This is a genomic window from Saccharopolyspora cebuensis, assembly GCF_039542665.1.
Classification (GTDB): domain Bacteria; phylum Actinomycetota; class Actinomycetes; order Mycobacteriales; family Pseudonocardiaceae; genus Saccharopolyspora; species Saccharopolyspora cebuensis.
Genome location: NZ_BAABII010000013.1, coordinates 109,159 through 127,595 on the forward strand (window position 1 = coordinate 109,159; position 18,437 = coordinate 127,595).

General features: G+C 72.8%; 17 protein-coding genes. 11 read left to right on the forward strand and 6 right to left on the reverse strand.

The window, feature by feature from the left end:
• Positions 1 to 5 precede the first annotated feature (5 nt).
• Positions 6 to 734 carry an amino acid ABC transporter ATP-binding protein gene (locus tag ABD976_RS19615; RefSeq protein ID WP_345365355.1) on the reverse strand — a complete coding sequence of 243 codons (729 nt, stop codon included), beginning with the start codon at positions 732 to 734 and terminating at the stop codon, positions 6 to 8.
• 255 nt (positions 735 to 989) lie between these two features.
• Here ABD976_RS19615 and miaB point away from each other — a divergent pair, with 255 nt between their 5' ends.
• Together miaB and ABD976_RS19625 are read left to right on the forward strand one after the other, a co-directional pair.
• A complete protein-coding gene (gene miaB / locus ABD976_RS19620) occupies positions 990 to 2,489 on the forward strand; it encodes a tRNA (N6-isopentenyl adenosine(37)-C2)-methylthiotransferase MiaB (protein ID WP_345365265.1) in 1,500 nt (499 codons plus the stop codon).
• A complete protein-coding gene (locus ABD976_RS19625) occupies positions 2,486 to 2,956 on the forward strand; it encodes an Rv2732c family membrane protein (RefSeq protein ID WP_345365267.1) in 471 nt (156 codons plus the stop codon). The genes miaB and ABD976_RS19625 overlap by 4 nt, the downstream gene beginning before the upstream one ends.
• A 61-nt stretch (positions 2,957 to 3,017) precedes the next feature.
• Here the strand turns inward: ABD976_RS19625 and ABD976_RS19630 are convergent, their stop codons facing one another.
• Complete coding sequence (locus ABD976_RS19630) at positions 3,018 to 4,358, reverse strand: DUF349 domain-containing protein (protein ID WP_345365269.1); 1,341 nt, start codon at positions 4,356 to 4,358, stop codon at positions 3,018 to 3,020.
• 309 nt (positions 4,359 to 4,667) lie between these two features.
• On the opposite strand from ABD976_RS19630, the gene ABD976_RS19635 reads away from it, so the two are divergent.
• From ABD976_RS19635 to ABD976_RS19655, 5 genes are all read left to right on the forward strand, one after another.
• Positions 4,668 to 5,381 carry a class III extradiol ring-cleavage dioxygenase family protein gene (locus ABD976_RS19635; RefSeq protein WP_345365271.1) on the forward strand — a complete coding sequence of 238 codons (714 nt, stop codon included), beginning with the start codon at positions 4,668 to 4,670 and terminating at the stop codon, positions 5,379 to 5,381.
• Between the two features lie 46 nt (positions 5,382 to 5,427).
• Positions 5,428 to 6,345: a tRNA (adenosine(37)-N6)-dimethylallyltransferase MiaA gene (gene miaA, locus ABD976_RS19640; RefSeq protein ID WP_345365273.1), complete on the forward strand. Its 918-nt coding sequence runs from the start codon at positions 5,428 to 5,430 to the stop codon at positions 6,343 to 6,345.
• 9 nt (positions 6,346 to 6,354) lie between these two features.
• Positions 6,355 to 7,209, forward strand: a complete 855-nt coding sequence (gene dapF, locus ABD976_RS19645) for a diaminopimelate epimerase (protein WP_345365275.1) — start codon at positions 6,355 to 6,357, stop codon at positions 7,207 to 7,209.
• 68 nt (positions 7,210 to 7,277) lie between these two features.
• Positions 7,278 to 8,753, forward strand: a complete 1,476-nt coding sequence (gene hflX, locus ABD976_RS19650; RefSeq protein ID WP_369774934.1) for a GTPase HflX — start codon at positions 7,278 to 7,280, stop codon at positions 8,751 to 8,753.
• On the forward strand, positions 8,750 to 9,790 hold the full coding sequence (locus tag ABD976_RS19655) for an SdiA-regulated/phytase-like domain-containing protein (RefSeq protein ID WP_345365277.1): 1,041 nt from the start codon (positions 8,750 to 8,752) through the stop codon (positions 9,788 to 9,790). The genes hflX and ABD976_RS19655 overlap by 4 nt, the downstream gene beginning before the upstream one ends.
• Before the next feature lie 634 nt (positions 9,791 to 10,424).
• Here ABD976_RS19655 and lexA read toward each other — a convergent pair.
• A complete protein-coding gene (lexA, locus tag ABD976_RS19660) occupies positions 10,425 to 11,153 on the reverse strand; it encodes a transcriptional repressor LexA (RefSeq protein ID WP_345365279.1) in 729 nt (242 codons plus the stop codon).
• 605 nt (positions 11,154 to 11,758) lie between these two features.
• Between lexA and ABD976_RS19665 the strand changes: the two genes are divergently transcribed.
• The 4 genes from ABD976_RS19665 to ABD976_RS19680 all read left to right on the forward strand — a co-directional run bounded on the left by ABD976_RS19665 (position 11,759) and on the right by ABD976_RS19680 (position 16,659).
• Entirely contained in the window at positions 11,759 to 12,010 is a 252-nt protein-coding gene (locus ABD976_RS19665; RefSeq protein WP_345365281.1) for a LysM peptidoglycan-binding domain-containing protein, read from the forward strand.
• Positions 12,011 to 12,259: 249 nt separating this feature from the next.
• Positions 12,260 to 12,790 carry a transcriptional regulator NrdR gene (gene nrdR / locus ABD976_RS19670; RefSeq protein WP_345365359.1) on the forward strand — a complete coding sequence of 177 codons (531 nt, stop codon included), beginning with the start codon at positions 12,260 to 12,262 and terminating at the stop codon, positions 12,788 to 12,790.
• Between the two features lie 154 nt (positions 12,791 to 12,944).
• Complete coding sequence (locus ABD976_RS19675) at positions 12,945 to 15,755, forward strand: vitamin B12-dependent ribonucleotide reductase (RefSeq protein WP_345365284.1); 2,811 nt, start codon at positions 12,945 to 12,947, stop codon at positions 15,753 to 15,755.
• 214 nt (positions 15,756 to 15,969) lie between these two features.
• Positions 15,970 to 16,659 (forward strand): hypothetical protein, encoded by a 690-nt coding sequence (locus tag ABD976_RS19680; protein ID WP_345365286.1) that lies wholly within the window; start codon positions 15,970 to 15,972, stop codon positions 16,657 to 16,659.
• A 94-nt stretch (positions 16,660 to 16,753) separates the two neighbouring features.
• On the opposite strand, the gene ABD976_RS19685 is transcribed toward ABD976_RS19680, so the two are convergent.
• From ABD976_RS19685 to ABD976_RS19695, 3 genes are all read right to left on the reverse strand, one after another.
• Entirely contained in the window at positions 16,754 to 17,497 is a 744-nt protein-coding gene (locus ABD976_RS19685; protein WP_345365288.1) for a DUF3626 domain-containing protein, read from the reverse strand.
• 73 nt (positions 17,498 to 17,570) lie between these two features.
• Positions 17,571 to 17,864 (reverse strand): TetR-like C-terminal domain-containing protein, encoded by a 294-nt coding sequence (locus ABD976_RS19690; RefSeq protein WP_345365290.1) that lies wholly within the window; start codon positions 17,862 to 17,864, stop codon positions 17,571 to 17,573.
• A 172-nt stretch (positions 17,865 to 18,036) separates the two neighbouring features.
• Positions 18,037 to 18,345 carry a hypothetical protein gene (locus ABD976_RS19695; RefSeq protein WP_345365292.1) on the reverse strand — a complete coding sequence of 103 codons (309 nt, stop codon included), beginning with the start codon at positions 18,343 to 18,345 and terminating at the stop codon, positions 18,037 to 18,039.
• Positions 18,346 to 18,437 lie beyond the last annotated feature (92 nt).

The following is an 18,437-nucleotide window of genomic DNA, read 5'->3' on the forward strand; positions in this document are numbered from 1 at the left end:
GGACGCTAGTGGGTGAGGATCTTGCCGAGGAAGTCCTTGGCGCGGTCGCTCTCCGGCGCGCTGAAGAACGTGTCGGGGGAGGCGTCCTCGACCACTTCGCCATCGGCCATGAACAGCACCCGGTGCGCGGCGCGGCGGGCGAAGCCCATCTCGTGGGTGACCACGAGCATGGTCATGCCCTCGTCGGCCAGCGCGGTCATCACGTCGAGCACCTCGTTGACCATCTCCGGGTCCAGCGCGGAGGTCGGCTCGTCGAACAGCATCACCTTCGGCTTCATCGCCAGCGCGCGGGCGATGGCCACCCGCTGCTGCTGGCCGCCGGAGAGCTGGGCCGGGTACTTGGCCGCCTGGTCGGCGATGCCCACCCGGTCCAGCAGCCGCAGCGCCTCCTCGCGCGCCGCCTCCTTGCCGAGGCCGCGGACCTTGATCGGTCCGAGCGTCACGTTGTCCAGGATCGTCTTGTGCGCGAAGAGGTTGAACTGCTGGAAGACCATGCCCACGTCGGAGCGCAGCCCGGCGAGCGCGCGACCTTCGACGGGCAGGGGGACGCCGTCGATCTCGATGGTCCCGGAGTCGATCGGCTCCAGCCGGTTGATCGCGCGGCACAGCGTCGACTTGCCCGAGCCCGACGGCCCGAGCACCACCACGACCTGTCCGCGCGGCACCTCCAGCGTGATGTCCCGCAGCACGTGCAACGGGCCGAAGTGCTTGTCGACCGCGGACATCCGGATCATCGGCGCGTCCGGGGGAGCTTCGGCCATGCTTTCTCCTGGTACGAATCGGATTTCGTTGGCAGGAACCTAAGCCGCCGGAACCGCTTAGTCCAGACGGATCGGGCAAACACCGGTTGCAACTCGGTTACTTCGAGAAATCCGGCAAATGCCGCGCCGGGTCCCGGGGCCGCCGCGGGGGTTCGGTCGCGGCTCGGCGCCGCGGCAGCGCGTCCGGGCGGGTGAACGGCGGAACTGACCAGGAGCTACGGTGGAACGGTGAGCACGAGCGGTGGCGCCAGGAGCTACGAGATCCGGACGTACGGCTGCCAGATGAACGTGCACGATTCGGAGCGCCTGGCCGGGATGCTGGAGGACGCCGGATACGTGCGCGCGGTGACCGGGGCGTCACCCGACGTGGTCGTGTTCAACACGTGCGCGGTCCGGGAGAACGCCGACAACCGGCTCTACGGCACGCTCGGTCACATGCGCCCGGCCAAGGACGCCAACCCCGGCATGCAGATCGCGGTCGGCGGCTGCCTGGCCCAGAAGGACCGCGACAGCATCGTCAAGAAGGCGCCGTGGGTCGACGTCGTCTTCGGCACCCACAACCTCGGTTCGCTGCCGACCCTGCTGGAGCGGGCCCGGCACAACGACGAGGCCGAGGTCGAGATCCTCGAGTCGCTGGACGTCTTCCCCTCCACGCTGCCCGCCCGGCGCGAATCCGCCTACTCGGGCTGGGTGTCGGTGTCGGTCGGCTGCAACAACACCTGCACCTTCTGCATCGTCCCCGCGCTGCGCGGCAAGGAGAAGGACCGCCGCCCCGGCGAGGTGCTGGCCGAGGTGGAGGCGCTGGTCGACGAGGGCGTGCTGGAGGTGACGCTGCTCGGGCAGAACGTCAACGCCTACGGCGTCGAGTTCGGCGACCGCTACGCCTTCGGCAAGCTGCTGCGGTCCTGCGGCGAGATCGAGGGGCTGGAGCGGGTCCGGTTCACCTCGCCGCACCCGAGGGACTTCACCGACGACGTGATCGCCGCCATGGCCGAGACGCCCAACGTCTGCCACCAGCTCCACATGCCGCTGCAGTCCGGTTCGGACCGGGTGCTCAAGGCGATGCGCCGCTCCTACCGCTCGGACCGCTTCCTGCGCATCGTGCGCGACGTGCGGGAGGCGATGCCCGACGCCGCCATCACCACCGACATCATCGTGGGCTTCCCGGGCGAGACCGAGGAGGACTTCGAGCAGACGCTGGAGGTCGTCCGGCAGGCCCGGTTCTCCAGCGCGTTCACCTTCCAGTACTCCAAGCGCCCCGGCACCCCCGCCGCCGACATGCCCGACCAGCTCCCCAAGGAGGTCGTGCAGGAGCGCTACGAGCGGCTGGTGGCGTTGCAGGACGAGATCTCGTGGGCGGAGAACCGCGCCCTGGTCGGCCGCGAGGTCGAGCTGCTGGTCGCCGAGGGCGAGGGCCGCAAGGACACCGCCACCCGCCGGCTCTCCGGCCGCGCCCGGGACGGCAGGCTGGTGCACTTCGCGCCCGGCGGGGCGATCGACCGGGAGATCCGGCCCGGTGACGTCGTGCGCACCACCATCACCAAGGCCGCGCCGCACCACCTGGTCGCCGACGCCGACCTGCACCAGCACCGCCGCACCCGCGCCGGTGACCACTGGGAGGAAGGCGTCCGGCCCAAGACCTCCGGGGTGACCCTGGGGCTGCCGTCCTTCGGCGCCCCGCCCGCCTCGCCCCAGGAAACCGCAGTGCAGCAGGGATGTGCGTGTTGAGCAGCGAACCGGAGAAGACCCGAGAAGGCACCCGAGCGCTGTCCCGCAGCGAGCGGGAGGTCCTGCGCACCTTCGACCCCGGTTCGCGGGCGCTGGTGCTGGCCGGTGCGATCCTGGTGCTGGTGTTCTCGTCGGTGCTGCCGTGGGTCGGCGACGCCGCCGGGTGGGAGGTGCTGACCGGCCAGGCCGATCCGGAACTCGACATCGGCCTGCTGCCCTGGCTGTTCTCCACCAACGCCACCGTCGTCGGTGTCGGGCTCGGCTCGCTCGCGCTGATCACCCGGCGGTGGGTGATCGCCTTCCTGGCCGGGCTCGGCGGCCTGATGGTCACCTTCGAGGGCATGATCGCGATCTGGTCCCGCCAGACCGGCGGCGTCGCCGGACCGTCGTTCGGACTGGTCCTGGCGGTGCTGTGCATGCTGGTGCTCGGCGTGCAGTGGATGAAGATCGTCTGGAGCCGGGACTGAGCTGATCGCCCGCCGCGATCCGGGCGGGCGGCGAGTCCCGGTGGACCCGCCGCCCGGCTGATCAGCGGCTGGCCAGGGCCTGCTCCGCGGCGGCGAGCCATTCCCGCCACTGCTGCGCCTGCTCCTCGGCCTTCTTCGCCCGGCGCTCGTCGCCCCCGGCGCGGGCCTTGTCCGCCTGCGCCTGGAACTGCTCGACCCGCTCCCGGAACTGGTCGACCCGTGCCTGGGCTTCCGGGTCGGTGCGCCGCCACCGGGCGTCGGCGGCGTCGCGCACCGAGTCGGCGACCGCGCGAAGCCTGCCCTCCAGCTCCCGCATCCGCTCCCGGGGCACCTTGCCGATCTCGTCCCAGCGGCCCTGGATGCGCTGCAACGCCTGCTGCGCGCCCTGGAGATCGGCCGCCGGGTCCAGCCGTTCGGCCTCGGCCAGCAGCTCCTCCTTCAGCTTGGCGTTCTCGGCGAACTCCGCGTCGCGCTCGGAGAACGCCTCGGAGCGCCTGCTGAAGAACGTGTCCTGCGCGGTGCGGAACCGCTGCCACAGCGCGTCGTCGCTGTCCTTCGGCGCCCGCCCGGCGGCCTTCCACTCCGCCATGAGCTGCTTGTAGCGGTTCGCGGTGTCGGCCCAGTTCGTCGAGCCGGTGAGGCCCTCGGCCTCCTCGACCAGCTCCTGCTTGCGGGTCTTGGCGGCGGCGCGCTGCCGGTCCAGCTCGGCGAAGTGCGAGCCGCGGCGCCTGCTGAACGCGTCGCGGGCCTTGGAGAACCGGCGCCAGAGCTGCTCGTCGGTCTTGCGGTCGACACCGCGGACGGTCTTCCACTCGTCGAGGATGGCGCGCAGCCGGTCGCCCGCGGTCTTCCAGTGGGTGGCCTCGGCGGCGATCTCCTCGGCCTCGGTGACCAGCGCTTCCTTGCGGGCCACCGCGTCGGCCCTGGCGCGGTCCTTCTCCACCTTGGCGTTGTCCACGGCGGTCTTGGCGCGGCCGACGACGTGGTCCAGCCGCGCGCCCAAGGCGGCCAGGTCACCGACCACGGCGGCCTCCGCCAGCCCGTCGCGCAGGTGCTCGGCGCTGCTCAGCGCCTGCTTCGGGTCGCCCGAGCCGGAGCTGAGCCGCTTCTCCAGCAGCTCGGCCTCGGTGCGCAGGTCGTCGAACTTGCGCGCGTAGAGCGCCAGCCCTTCGGCGGCCTCGCCCGCCTGCCAGGACCCGACGGCGCGCTCGCCCCCGTCGGGCGTGGTCACGTAGACGGTGCCGTCCTCGTCCACCCGGCCCCACCGCGCCGGGTTCTGCGAGGCGGGCGGCACTGCGGGCGCGGCCGTGGTGGACCCGTCCGCGGTCGCCGGACCCGTCGCCGAGTCCGTGGTCGCCGCGTTGGCCGCGGCGGCGTCGGGGGTGGTGTCCTGGTGCGTCATGGCCGGCTTCCTCCTAGCGTGCCCGCTCCGATGCCCGTGCCGGGCACGGGCGCCCCGCGGCGGCGGGGCCCAGCAAGCGGTGACCCGGACCGTGCACCGGTCCGGCCTCCGTTGGCGCATTCAAACAGGTCACGATCCGCTGCGGTACTCCGCGGCGCGATCGCCGCGGCGCGGCGCCGCCGGGATCGGGTGATGACCTGCACGGCACCATTGTCATCAGCGGCCCGCTCCGGTGCAGCGGGCAGGGTGGCGCCGCCCGCGCCCACCTGCTCCGGCCGGTGCCGGACGTGCCCTCTACCGTGCACGGATGTGATCACCCGTATCGCCGTGGTGCCCTGCCCGCCGCTGCTGGTCCCGGAGCTGACCGCGGGGTCGGGCCCGGAGCTCGCGCAACTGCGGGGCGCCTGTTCGCGCGCCGCCTCCAGTCTGACCGACGTTGCCCCCGAATGGGTGGCGGTCGCGGCAGATCCCACCGGACCCCGGATGCTGCCCCCGGCGAGCGCGGGCACCTTCGCGGGCTACGGCGTCGACGTCCGGGTCTCGCTCGGGGAGCCGGCCGCGCCGGATCCGGAGCTGCCGCTGCCCGGTCTGATCGCGGGCTGGTTGCGGGAACGCGCCGGGGCGTCGTCGGTCGCGGCGCACCTGCTGGAGCCCGGTGCCCCCGCGGATCGGTGCGCGCGGTGGGGGACCGATCTCGACCGGTCGACCGGCAGCGCGCCGACCGGGCTGCTGGTGCTGGCCGACGGGACCGACTGCCGCGACGAGCGGTCACCGCGTCCGGTGGACGACCGGGCCGCCCCGCTGGACGAGCGGATCGGCACCGCCCTGGCCGAGGCCGACGCGGCGGCGCTGCGCGACCTGGACCCTGCGCTCGCCGAACTCGGCGTGCGCGGTCGCGCGGCCCTCCAGACCATGCCCGGGGTGGTGGCTGCCTCGGGAGCCCGGTGGCACGCCGAACCGCTCCACTCCGCGGCCCCGTTCGGCATCGGCTACCACGTGGCGGTCTGGTCGCGGCTGGGCTGAGCCCCGGCGGCGGCGCCCCGGCGGAGCGGCTCGTAGGGTCGCGGACGTGTCCAGGACGTCCCCGCCCCGCCTCGTCGCCGTCGTCGGCCCGACCGCCACCGGCAAGTCCGATCTCGCCGTGGAGCTGGCCGCCGGAGGCGGGGGCGAGGTGATCAACGCCGACGCCATGCAGCTCTACCGGGGGATGGACATCGGCACCGCGAAGCTCACCCCGCAGCAGCGGCGCGGGGTCGCCCACCACCAGCTCGACGTCCTGGACGTCACCGAGCCCGCCTCGGTGGCCGCCTACCAGCGCCACGCCCGCGCGGCGGTGGAGGACGTGCGGCGGCGCGGGCGGATGCCGGTGCTGGTCGGCGGTTCCGGGCTCTACGTGCAGGCGGTCGTCGACGAGCTGTCGTTCCCCGGCACCGACCCGCAGGTGCGCGGCCGCCTGGAGGACGAGCTGTCCGCGGTGGGCGCGGCCGCGCTGCACCGCCGGTTGCGCGAGGTCGATCCGGTCGCGGCCGAGGCGATCCTGCCGAGCAACGGGCGGCGGATCGTGCGCGCCCTGGAGGTCGTCGAGATCACCGGGCGACCCTTCTCCGCGCACCTGCCCGCGCCGGGCCCACCGCGCTACGACGCGGTGCTGATCGGCCTGGACCGCCCGGTCGCCGAGCTCGACGCGCGGGTCGACGAACGGGTGACCCGGATGTTCGACGCGGGCCTGCTCGACGAGGTGCGGGCGCTGGAGCAGGTCGGGCTGCGCACCGGGCGCACCGCGTCCCGGGCCCTCGGCTACCAGCAGGTGCTCGCCGAGCTGGACGGCGCGGGCGACATGGCCGCCGCGGCGGCCGAGACCGCGCGGGCCACCCGGCGCTTCGTCCGCAAGCAGCGGGCCTGGTTCCGCCGGGACGACCGGATCCGCTGGTTCGACGCCTCCGACCCCGAACTGGTGCCGGCCGTTCGGGCGACCGCCGCTCCGTAGACTGGAGGCGTGCGGCCTTCCCAGCGCGGTGTCGAGTTCAGCAAGGGCCACGGCACCCAGAACGACTTCGTGATCCTGCCCGATCCGGACGGCGGGCTCGACCTGTCCGCCGCGCGGGTGCGCGCGCTCTGCGACCGGCAGCGCGGGATCGGTGCCGACGGGGTGCTCCGGGTGGTGCGGGCGGGCAAGCTCGGCGACCCCGCGAGCGCACCGGCCGACGTCGACCCGGACGTGTGGTTCATGGACTACCGCAACGCCGACGGTTCGGTCGCCGAGATGTGCGGCAACGGGGTGCGCGTGTTCGCGCGCTACCTGGTCGAGTCGGGTCTGGCCGAGCCGGGGGAGATCCCGGTGGGCACCCGGGCGGGGCTCCGGCCGGTCCGGACGCACCCCGACGGCGGGGTGTCGGTCGGGATGGGCGCGGCCGAGGTCTTCGGGGAATCGACCACCACCGTCGGCGGAACCGAGTTCACCGGCGTCGCCGTCGACCTGGGGAACCCGCACCTGGCCTGCGTGACCGGCGTCGACCTGGACGCCCTCGACCTCACCGCGGCACCGCCGCACGACCAGGCGCTGTTCCCCGGCGGGGTGAACGTGGAGTTCGTCCGGCCGCTCGACGACGGGCAGGTGCGGATGCGGGTGCACGAGCGCGGCGTGGGCGAGACCCGCTCCTGCGGGACCGGCACGGTCGCCGCCACCGTCGCCGCGCTGCGCGCCGCCGGGCGGACCACCGGGACGCGCGTGGTGCACGTGCCCGGCGGGACGGTCGAGGTCGAGGTGACCAGTGGTGGCAGCACGCTGACCGGACCCGCGGTGCTGGTCGCGACCGGGTGGCTCGACCAGGGCTGGTGGGACGGCCTCTGACGCCGGATCGGGCACCCCGGGCGCGAAGGGTGAAAATCGGTCGCACGGCGTGGGACAATGGAACCGATATGAAGAAATCCTTGATGTGGTCCGCCGACGTCGACCCGGACGTGGTCGAAGCCGACGAATTCGAACCGATCCTCGCCGCGGACGGCGATGAGCCCTCCGCCGGCGAGATGGACCTCGCCGAGCGCGCCTCGCTGCGACGGGTTTCCGGCCTGTCCACCGAGCTCGCCGACATCACCGAGGTCGAGTACCGGCAGCTCCGGTTGGAGCGCGTCGTGCTGGTCGGCGTCTGGACCGAGGGTGACGCCGCCCACGCCGAGGCGTCGCTGGCCGAGCTGGCCAGGCTGGCCGAGACCGCCGGCTCCGAGGTGCTGGAAGGTCTCATCCAGCGTCGCGACCGCCCGGACCCCGGCACCTACATCGGGTCCGGCAAGGTGCGCGAACTGCGGGACACCGTCGTGGCCACCGGGGCCGACACCGTCATCTGCGACGGTGAGCTCTCCCCCGGCCAGCTCCGGCAGCTGGAGGACAAGCTGAAGGTCAAGGTCGTGGACCGGACCGCGCTGATCCTCGACATCTTCGCCCAGCACGCCCGGTCCAAGGAGGGCAAGGCCCAGGTCGAGCTGGCGCAGCTGCAGTACATGCTGCCGCGCCTGCGCGGTTGGGGTGACGCCATGTCCCGGCAGGCCGGTGGCCGGGCCGGGGCCAACGGCGGCGTCGGAACGCGCGGTCCCGGTGAGACCAAGCTGGAGACCGACCGCAGGCGCATCCACAAGCGCATCAGCAAGCTCCGCAAGGAGCTCCACGCGATGCGCACCGTGCGCGACACCAAGCGCGGTCGCCGCGAGACCAACGCGGTGCCGAGCGTGGCGATCGCCGGTTACACCAACGCGGGCAAGTCCAGCCTGCTCAACGTGCTGACCGGTGCCGGGGTGCTGGTGGAGGACGCGCTGTTCGCCACGCTCGACCCCACCACCCGCAAGGCGGTGACGCCGGACGGCAGGCCGTTCACGTTCACCGACACCGTCGGGTTCGTGCGGCACCTGCCGCACCAGCTCGTGGAGGCGTTCCGGTCGACGCTCGAGGAAGTCGCCGGGGCCGACCTGCTGGTCCACGTGGTCGACGGCTCCGAGGCCGCGCCGCACGAGCAGGTCGCGGCGGTGCGCGAGGTGGTGGCCGAGATCGCCGAGGAGCACCGGGATTCGATGCCGCCGGAGCTGCTCGTGGTGAACAAGATCGACCAGGTGGACGGCACCCGCATCGCCGAACTGCGCCGGTTGCTGCCGGATGCGCACTTCGTCTCCGCGCATTCCGGCGATGGCATCGAGGAGTTGCGGGCGGAGGTCGCCGAACGGCTGCCCCGGCCGGACGTGTTCGTCGACGTGCTCATCCCCTACACGCGCGGCGATCTGGTGGCCCGGGCGCACACCGAGGGCGAGATCGTCGAGGAGGAGCACACCCCGGAGGGGACGCGGCTGCGCGCCAAGGTCCGGACGGACCTCGCGGGCGTGCTGCAGCAGTTCGTCGGCGTGGGATGAGGCGGAGCCGGTTCGGCGGCGCGGCACTGCTCGCGCTGCTGCCGGTGACGTCCGGCCAGGCCGCGGCGTCACCGGCGAGCACCGAGGCGCTGGTGCCCGAGCAGCGCTGCACCGTCGCCGAGCCCGGACTGGCGGAGCTGTCCGGCTTCGCCTCGGACGGCGACTCCTGGTACGCGGTGAGCGACGGCGGCAGCTCGCTGCGGGTCTTCGTGCTCGATCCCGAGGATTGTTCGGTGCGCGACGTCCGGACCGCGTCGACGAACCCCTACGACGTCGAAGACCTGGCGCTGTCCCCGGACGGCACCCTGTGGCTGGCCGACACCGGGGACAACCGACGGGCCCGGGAGGACATCGCGCTGCACGAAATGCCACCCGGCGGTGGCGCGAACCTCTACCGGATGAGCTACCCGGACGGTCCGCACGATGCCGAGGCGTTGCTGTTCGACGAGCGGGGTGTGCCGCACGTCGTCACCAAGGCGCCGTTCGGGTCCGCGGCGATCTACCGCCCGGCGGCGCCCTTGGCCGAGGACCGCACGGTGCCGTTGGAGCGGGTCGGCTCGGTGCGCCTCACCTCGACGGACACGCCGGGCGGGCCGTGGGACCAGGGCTTCGGCACGACGGCGGTGACCGGTGGTGCGGTGAACGCGGCGGGCACCGTGGCGGCGCTGCGCACCTACACCGACGCCTACCTCTACCGGATCCCGGAGGACGGCGACGTGGTGCGGGCGCTGGCCGGGGAGCCGCTGCGCGTCCCGCTGCCGGACGAGGAGCAGGGCGAGTCCATCGCGTTCGGCCCGGACGGCACGCTGCTGTCCGCTTCGGAGGGCAACGAGCCCGTGCGTGCCGTCCCGGGCGCGGAGCAGGCCGCGCTGGCCCAGCGCGCCGAAGCGGAGCCGCCCCCGGCCGCGCCGCAGGACGACGGAGCCGCACCCGCCGTCGACTCCGGCTCGCAGACCTCGACCGGCGGTGCGCTGCTCGCCGCGGGCATCCTCGCGACGGTGGTGATGCTCGTCATCGGGCGCCTCCGCCGAAGCTGACCGGTGGCGGGGAACGGTCCGCGAAGCCGATCGGCGCGGACCACCCGACCGCCGCCAACGCCCTGCTCATCCCGCTCGCACCGCCAGGCGTCAGCGCCCGGGGCATCAGCGGGGCATCAGCGCCCCGGGCGTCAGCGCCCAGGGCATTGGCGCTTCGGACCTCGGCGCCGGGAATCGGCCAAGCGGTCAGTGACCCGGGCGTCAGCGCTTCGGACATTGGCGCTTCGGGCGTCAGCGCCCGGGCATTGCGCTTCGGACCTCGGCGCCGAGGAATCAGCCGGGCGGTCAGTGACCGGGCATCAGCCGGGCGTCAGGGCGGAAGGCGTCAGGGCGGCGACGAGCACCGCGGCGTTGCGACCGGCGCGGGCAGACCCGCTTGGCCGACACCCGCTTCGGATCACTTGCGGAGCATGACACCGGCGGGGCGTCTGACACCGGCGGGGCAGGGTCGGGGTAGATGCCGGGAGCATCTCCCCACACGTCTGCCCACACCGTGCCCACACCGGGGTCCGCGCGGGCATCGCGTCGGCCAGCCCATGCGTTCGCGGACTTGGTCGTGCATCGGTCCGGGTCTGCATGGGCCCGCCGCAGCGATCCCGGGTTGAGCCCGGCGCTCCGGCCGCCCTCGCGAGGCTCAGAGTCGCCGCAGCACCGCCACCACCTTGCCCAGGACCTTGGCGTCGTCGCCGAGGATCGGTTCGTACGCCGAGTTGTGCGGCATCAGCCAGACGTGCTCGTCGGTGCGCTTGAAGGTCTTCACCGTCGCTTCGCCCTCGATCATCGCGGCCACCACGTCGCCGTTCTCCGCGTCGGGCTGCTGGCGCACGGCGACCCAGTCGCCATCGGTGATGGCGAGGTCGGTCATGGAATCACCGACGACCCGGAGCAGGAACAGGGTGCCGTCGCCGACGATCTCCTTGGGCAGCGGGAAGACGTCTTCGATGGCCTCCTCCGCGAGGATCGGTCCACCGGCCGCGATCCGGCCGACGACCGGGACGTAGGCCGGCTTGGTCCGCCCGGCGAGCTCGCCGTCGTCGCCTTCGCCCGCGACGAGGACGCCGACCGTGCGCGGCCGGTGCGGATCGCGGCGCAGGTAGCCCTTCCGCTCCAGCACCCGGAGCTGGTAGGCCACCGACGACGTGGAGGTGAGGCCGACGGCGTCGCCGATCTCCCGGACGCTCGGCGGGTAGCCGTGCTCCCGCATCCAGGTCCGGATCGCGTCCAGCACCTTCAGCTGGCGCTCGCTGAGCCCGTCGGTCCCGTTCGCCTGCTGGGGCAGGGTGGGCACGTCGGCCTGCGGGTCCGGGACGTCCGGGACCTCGTCTAGTCGGCCCTCGATGGAGCCGGTCGCATTACTCGCCACCACTGCCTCCTGTCCGTCACAACCTCGTTGCGTTCCGCGGTGTCCGCGCCTGGCGGGCGCGGGAGGCTGATCCCGCTCGGTGCCCGGTTTCCACAGTAGACCGGCCGAACCCGGAGATCAAACACCTGTTCGAGCGAATTTCCGGCTCGAGGTCTCGCGTCGGGGCGGTCTCCTGGTACACAATCGCACGGAGGTTCGATCGAACACTCATTCGATCGCGTCGCGCGGGGTCGCGGCGCGTTCCACCACGTCGTGCGGGAGGTGTCATGGTCACGTTCGCCGATGCCGACGGTCGGGGCCGTCCGAGGCGCAGCGGCCGGGGTCCGAGCGGGTCCCGCTCGGACCGCTCGGCGCCGCACCGGGCGGAGCGGGGGAGCGCGTGCGGTGAGCGGGCGGGCGCGCGCTCGGTCCGGTGGTGGGCGGGATTCGCCCGGTCGGGTCGTGGTGCGGCGGGCTTACCGGAGCGGTCCGCGGACGCGCGGCACGGCGGCCGGGCGCTGCGCGGCTCCTCGGCGCCGACCTCGCGGCGCGGGCGCGCAGGCACGCGCCGTGAGGGCGAAGCGCTCTTGTTGGCCTCGGTCGCTGTCGTCACGTTCGCCATTGTCATGCTGGTGGGGCTCTTCGGCCGTCCGATCGCTCCCGGCGCCGACGGGGTGGCGGTCGGATCGACCGCGGCGCCCGGGGGTACCGACGTCGTCGAGGTCCGCCCCGGCGAGGACCTCCGGTCGCTGGCCGTCCGGGTGGCGCCCGGGGCGGACCCGGTGCTCCTGGCGGAGCGGATCGCGGACCTCAACGGGCTCGACGGCGAGCGGGTCGCGGTGGGCTCGGTGCTGGTGGTGCCGACGGGCCGGGAGTGACCGCCCGGGCGCGGCTCGTGTTCGCGGCGCCGGTTTCGCTCACCCGCGTCGCACGGACGTGCTCGCTCGGTGTGTCGGTTTGCGCGGCGTTCGGGTGACGATTAGAGTCGACCACAACATCTAGTAGTTACGCCCATGTGCTTCCCGCACAGGTTGGGCTTGTAAGGTGTCCGGTCATCCAGCTCGCCTGCGCGGAGCGCACTCCGCCGCGGTGCGCTGGGAGTCGGCAACCGGAGGGGGTGAGTGCCGGTGCGGTGCCCGTTCTGCCGGGGAGAGGACTCCCGGGTCGTCGACTCGCGCGAGGTCGAGGAAGGCCAGGCGATCCGGCGCAGGCGGTCGTGCTCGGCCTGCGGTCGCCGGTTCACGACCATCGAGCAGTTGGTGCTCTCGGTGGTCAAGCGTTCCGGCGTCACCGAGCCGTTCAGCCGCGAGAAGGTGGTCCGGGGCGTGCTGCGCGCCTGCCAGGGGCGCCCGGTCGAGGAGGACGCGCTGCAGCAGCTCGCGCACCGCGTCGAGGAGAGCGTGCGCGCGCTGGGGGTGACCGAGCTGCCCAGCCACGAGGTCGGGCTGGCGATCCTCGGGCCGCTGCGCGACCTCGACCAGGTCGCCTACCTGCGGTTCGCCAGCGTGTACCGGGCGTTCTCCTCGGTGGAGGACTTCGAGCGGGAGATCGCCGACCTGCGCGAGGCCTGCGGCGCGACCGGTGCCGAGCGGCTCACCGGTTCCGACGCGGCGACGCGACCGGAGGAGGCCCAGGACCTGGAGCGCAGCAGTGGGTAGATCGCGACGTCGGTCGTCGCACCAGGCGACCGGAGCGCAACGCAGGCGGACGTCCCGGGGTGGGACGCCGCCGGGCGGAGAGGCACGACCGAACCGGACGGGGAGCCCGGACGGGGGCAGCACACGAGTGAGCAACAGAGAAGAGGGTCAGGTCATGACAGAGACCGTCGGTAGCCCGGCCGGCGCAGCGGGGGAGCCGGAAGCAGGTGCCCGCAAGGGCATCCGGGTGGAACGTGTCTACACCACCGAGGGCGTGCACCCCTACGAGGAGGTGCGCTGGGAGCGCCGCGACGTGGTGATGACCAACTGGCGGGACGGCTCGGTCAACTTCGAGCAGCGCGGCGTCGAGTTCCCCGAGTCCTGGTCGCTGAACGCGGTCAACATCGTGACGAGCAAGTACTTCCGCGGTGCGGTGGGCACCGAGGAGCGGGAGAGCAGCCTCAAGCAGCTCATCGACCGGGTCGTGAAGACCTACGTCGCCGCCGGGGTGGAGCACGACTACTTCGCCACCGAGACCGACGCGGAGATCTTCGAGCACGAGCTGACCTGGATGCTGCTGCACCAGGTGTTCAGCTTCAACTCCCCGGTCTGGTTCAACGTCGGCACCGCGTCCCGGCAGCAGGTCTCCGCCTGCTTCATCCTCTCCGTCGACGACACGATGGAGTCGATCCTCGACTGGTACAAGGAAGAGGGCCTGATCTTCAAGGGCGGTTCGGGCGCGGGGCTGAACCTCTCCCGCATCCGCTCCTCGAAGGAGCTGCTGTCCTCGGGCGGCACGGCGTCGGGCCCGGTGTCCTTCATGCGCGGGGCGGACGCCTCGGCGGGGACGATCAAGTCCGGCGGCGCCACCCGCCGCGCGGCCAAGATGGTCGTGCTCGACGTCGACCACCCGGACATCGAGGAGTTCATCTCCACCAAGGCGCGCGAGGAGCACAAGATCCGCGCGCTGCGGGACTCCGGTTTCGACATGGACCTCGGCGGTGCCGACTCCTCCTCGGTCCAGTACCAGAACGCCAACAACTCGGTGCGCGTCTCCGACGAGTTCATGCGGGCCGTGGAGAGCGACGGCGGGTTCGGCCTCCGCGCGCGCACCGACGGCGAGGTCATCGAGTCCGTCCAGGCCCGCCACCTGTTCCGCCAGCTCGCGCAGGCGGCGTGGGAGTGCGCCGACCCGGGCATCCAGTACGACGACACGATCAACGACTGGCACACCGCGCCGGAGACCGGCCGGATCACCGCCTCGAACCCGTGCTCGGAGTACATGCACCTCGACAACTCGAGCTGCAACCTGGCCTCGCTGAACCTGATGAAGTTCCTCCGCGAGGACCTCACCTTCGACGCCGAGACCTTCGAGAAGGCCGTCGAGTTCGTCATCACCGCGATGGACATCTCGATCTGCTTCGCGGACTTCCCGACCGAGTCGATCGGTGACACCACGCGCAAGTTCCGCCAGCTCGGCATCGGCTACGCCAACCTCGGCGCGCTGCTGATGGCGACCGGGCACGCGTACGACTCCGACGGCGGGCGGGCGCTGGCGGCGTCGATCACCTCGCTGATGACCGGTACCGCCTACAAGCGGTCCGCGGAGATGGCGGGCGCGGTCGGGCCCTTCGAGGGCTACGCCCGCAACGCCGAGGCGCACCAGCGGGTGATGCGCAAGCACGCGGCGGCCAACGACCTGGTCCGCACCTACCACCGCAACGACGTCGCCGTGCACCGCCTCGCGACGAAGGTGTGGCAGGAGGCGCTGGAGGTCGGGGCGCGCAACGGCTGGCGCAACGCGCAGGCGTCGGTGCTGGCGCCGACCGGCACCATCGGGCTGATGATGGACTGCGACACCACCGGGGTCGAGCCGGACCTCGCGCTGGTGAAGTTCAAGAAGCTCGTCGGCGGCGGCTCGATGCAGATCGTGAACCAGACCGTGCCGCGCGCGCTGCAGTCGCTGGGCTACCAGGACGAGCAGATCGAGGCGATCGTGGAGTACATCGCCGAGCACGGCCACGTGGTCGACGCGCCGGGTCTGCGTCCGGAGCACTACGAGGTCTTCGACTGCGCGATGGGCGAGCGCTCCATCGCCGCGATGGGCCACGTCCGGATGATGGCCGCGGTGCAGCCGTTCATCTCCGGTGCGATCTCCAAGACCGTCAACATGCCGGAGCACGCCAGCATCGAGGACGTCGAGCAGCTCTACTTCGAGGGCTGGAAGCTCGGCCTCAAGGCCCTGGCGATCTACCGGGACAACTGCAAGGTCGGCCAGCCGCTGTCGGCGGGCAAGGGCGAGCAGGGCGAGGCGGAGAAGAAGGTCGAGACGCAGATCGAGTACCGCCCGGTCCGCAAGCGCCTGCCCAAGAAGCGCCCGAGCCAGACGGTGTCGTTCACGGTCGGCGGTGCCGAGGGTTACCTGCACGCGGGGTCGTACCCGGACGCGGGGCTCGGCGAGATCTTCGTGAAGCTGGGCAAGCAGGGTTCGACGCTGGCCGGCGTGATGGACGCCTTCTCGATGTCGATCTCGGTGGGCCTGCAGTACGGGATTCCGCTGGAGTTCTACGTCGCCAAGTTCCAGAACCTGCGGTTCGAGCCGGCCGGGATGACCGACGACCCGGACATCCGGATGGCCAGCAGCGTGCTGGACTACCTGTTCCGCAGGCTGGCGCTGGACTACCTGCCCTACGAGAAGCGCGCTCAGCTCGGCGTGTTCACCGCCGCCGAACGCGAGGCGCAGGTCTCCGGCATCGAGCCGGCGCCCGCGGACGACGACGTGGACACCATGCGGTCCACGGTGGACTACCCGCAGGCCGAACCGGCGTCGGACGAGCGGCAGGCGGGCAGCTCGACCGAGCTGCTGGAGCTGCGGCTGGGCAAGGCCGCCGACGCTCCGCTGTGCATGACCTGCGGGACGAAGATGCGCCCGTCCGGCTCGTGCTACCTGTGCGAGGGCTGCGGCTCCACTTCCGGCTGCAGCTGACGCCGATCGGCGTGTGATGCCACGCCGATCAACCGCGAGCAGCAGGACGTAGGCAGGTCGGAGGGTGGTCCGGTGTCACGCCGGGCCACCCTCTGCGCGTGCCTCTTCAGCGCGGTGCGGGGCGAAGTCCACCGGTTCGGGGGTGCCTTCCGCGTCCGTCCCGCCGCCGGAAAACCCGTGGCGTGGGCGGTGTCCCGGGCAGCACACTGCTTCGGTGACCGAGGAGATCAGCCACTTCGCCCTGCGAACCGTCGTCCCCGACCCGTCGGCTGCGGGTGCGGTCGTCCAGGTCCGGCCGATGGTCGATGGCGTGGACGTCGTGGCCGTGGACTGCCCCGAGGAGCGGGCCGCGGGGCCCGATGAGCTCTTGCGGCCGGATGGCCCGCTGGTGGCCACGGCGGGACCGCACGAGGTGCGGCTCGCCGAGGCGGAGTGCACCGAGCAGTGCTGCGGCGCGCTGTACGTGACGATCCGGCGCGATGGCGAGCACGTCGTCTGGTCCGGATGGGACCCTCCCGCCATCCGCGAGAACAGCCTGCCCGAGTTCCGGTTCGATGCGCGGCAGTACCAGGCGGAGCTCGACCGGGCTTGGTCGGATCGCAGTTGGGAATGGCCGGCGGCCACCGTGGCGCGGCTGTTGGAGCAGGACCTCCACCGGCAGGTCGAATGGCTCGAACGGTGGGATTGCAGCTCTCCTTCGGTGCGCGCCTATCCGTGGGAGCGCGACCGGATCACCCTGTACTTCATGCATCCGCGTCAGGGGGACCTCCGCGATCCTCGGCTGCAGTTCAGGATCGTGCTGCGCGTTTTCGAAGCCGACCCGGCGGCCCAGGCCGAGCGGATCGCCGGACTGCTCCTGGCGTCGGATCCCCGCGAGGTCGGCGAGGTGTGCGGCGGCTCGTGACCGCCTGTGACCGCCCGCGACCGCCGCCGGTCCGATCCGGCCGCGCTGGACGGACGCCTGCGTCACCACGTCGCCGCGGCGACCGGGGAGGCGATCAACCGAACCGGGCGATGGCGTGCCACAGGTACTTGAGTTCCTGCGGGTGGTGCTCACCGGTGAGCGCCGCCGCTCCGACGATGCGGGCGTCCAGGTGCCCGTCGACGGCGAGCCGCTCGCCGAGCGCGACGATGCCCGGTCCGCGGTAGTCGGGGTGGCGGCGCAGTTCGCCGGTGGTGAGCCGGAAACCGCGGTGCCATTCGAGCGGGCAGGGCAGCGCCGCGGCCAGGTCGGCGACCTCGGTGCCGCGGAAGCACGGGTCGAGCACCAGCGCTTCGACGTCCCGGTCGATCCGCACCGGTCCGTGGACGTGCGCTTCGACGTAGTCGTCGAGCGCGTCCACCTCGCCCGCGGCGGCCTCCGCCAGCGCGATCAGCGACATCCGGGCGGCGACTCCGAAGTGGACCGGTTCGGTCACGCTGTCGGGGTAGCAGAAGGTGGTGCGCTCCAGCACGTCCGCGGTGAGCCGGAGGTGCGCTGAGCCGAACCGGGGCGCGGCCCCGGCCGGTGCCGCGCGGAAGTTCAGCGCTCCGTAGCGCGGCCGCGCTGCCGGCGGACCGTCGTCGTAGGCACCGCCGAAGATGCGGCTCTCCCAACGCCACCGGTCGCCGCCGGGGTGCGCGGTGAGCCCGCCGTTGCTGGTGCCGGTCTCGAACTGCGAGCGGTACAGGCCGTCTTCGGCCAGCCGCGCGAGCAGGGGGCGCCCGCCCGCCGACCGGTCCGGGTGGAAGTTCACCGTCACGCGCGCGTCCGGCGGTACCGGTTCGCCCCGTGCGGCGGCCGCCACGTGCGCCAGCGCGCGTGCCCACCTCGGCTCAACCACGGTTCGCCGCCCCCGCGAGCACGGTGTCCACGGCTCGGACGGCGAAGTCGTCGCCTGCCGGGACCTGCCGGTAGACGACGCGCAGCCAGGCGGCTCCGGCGAGCAGGTCGACCAGGAGCGCGGGGGCGACGTCGGCGGCCAGTTCGCCGCGCGCCACGGCGCGGCGGAAGACCGGCTGCTCGCGTTCGAACCGGTCGGCGTGGTGGTGCGGCCCGGCCGCGGGCACATCGGCAGCCTCGCGGGCACCGGGGCGGTGGCCGGTCTGGTCCTCGTCGCCGCGGCGCACGTCCGGCGCTGAGCGTTCGCCCGCAACGGACCCAGCGGTGGCGCGCCGCGAGCCCACGGCGCCACGGCGCTGGCGGTGGCTCGGTCGGCGAGGTCGTCCGCCGAGCGCCTGCGCGGCTCGACCGTGCGCAGCGTGGTCCCCGCGGGGATCGCGTCCGTGCCGCGGCACCGCGCTACCTCGTGGGGCGGTTCCGCCGGGACAGCAACCCGGCCACGGCAGCGGTGGTGGCGGTCGCGGTGAGCACCGCGGGCCAGGCGCCGATCTTCCTGGCCAGCGGGTGCGATCCGGCCAGCGCCGCGCCGTAGGTCGTGCCCAGCAGGAGTGCGGGCCCTAGTCCGCTGCGCCTGCGGCAGAGCTCGGCGGCACCCAGGCCGCCCGCGGCGGCGACCGCGCCGCTCCAGCGGCGGTGCCGAGCGGTTCGTGCGACGGCGAAGCCGCCGATGAGTCCGGTCGAGGTCAGCAGGCTGGGCGGTACGGACATGCGCTCTCCTCCGACGGCTGCGGCCGACTGTACTCAGCATCCGGCCGCGTGGTCTTGGCGCAAACCCGCCACGGTGGTCGTTGACTTCTCCG

Bases quoted from the DNA above. Each gene is read 5' to 3' on its own strand.
- ABD976_RS19665 (WP_345365281.1), top strand. From the start codon at position 11,759: ATGCTGGTGGGGCTCTTCGGCCGTCCGATCGCTCCCGGCGCCGACGGG.
- ABD976_RS19615 (WP_345365355.1), bottom strand. From the start codon at position 734: ATGATCCGGATGTCCGCGGTCGACAAGCACTTCGGCCCGTTGCACGTG.
- ABD976_RS19675 (WP_345365284.1), top strand. From the start codon at position 12,945: ATGACAGAGACCGTCGGTAGCCCGGCCGGCGCAGCGGGGGAGCCGGAA.
- ABD976_RS19655 (WP_345365277.1), top strand. From the start codon at position 8,750: ATGAGGCGGAGCCGGTTCGGCGGCGCGGCACTGCTCGCGCTGCTGCCG.
- ABD976_RS19630 (WP_345365269.1), bottom strand. From the start codon at position 4,358: ATGACGCACCAGGACACCACCCCCGACGCCGCCGCGGCCAACGCGGCG.
- ABD976_RS19695 (WP_345365292.1), bottom strand. From the start codon at position 18,345: ATGTCCGTACCGCCCAGCCTGCTGACCTCGACCGGACTCATCGGCGGC.
- hflX (WP_369774934.1), top strand. From the start codon at position 7,278: ATGAAGAAATCCTTGATGTGGTCCGCCGACGTCGACCCGGACGTGGTC.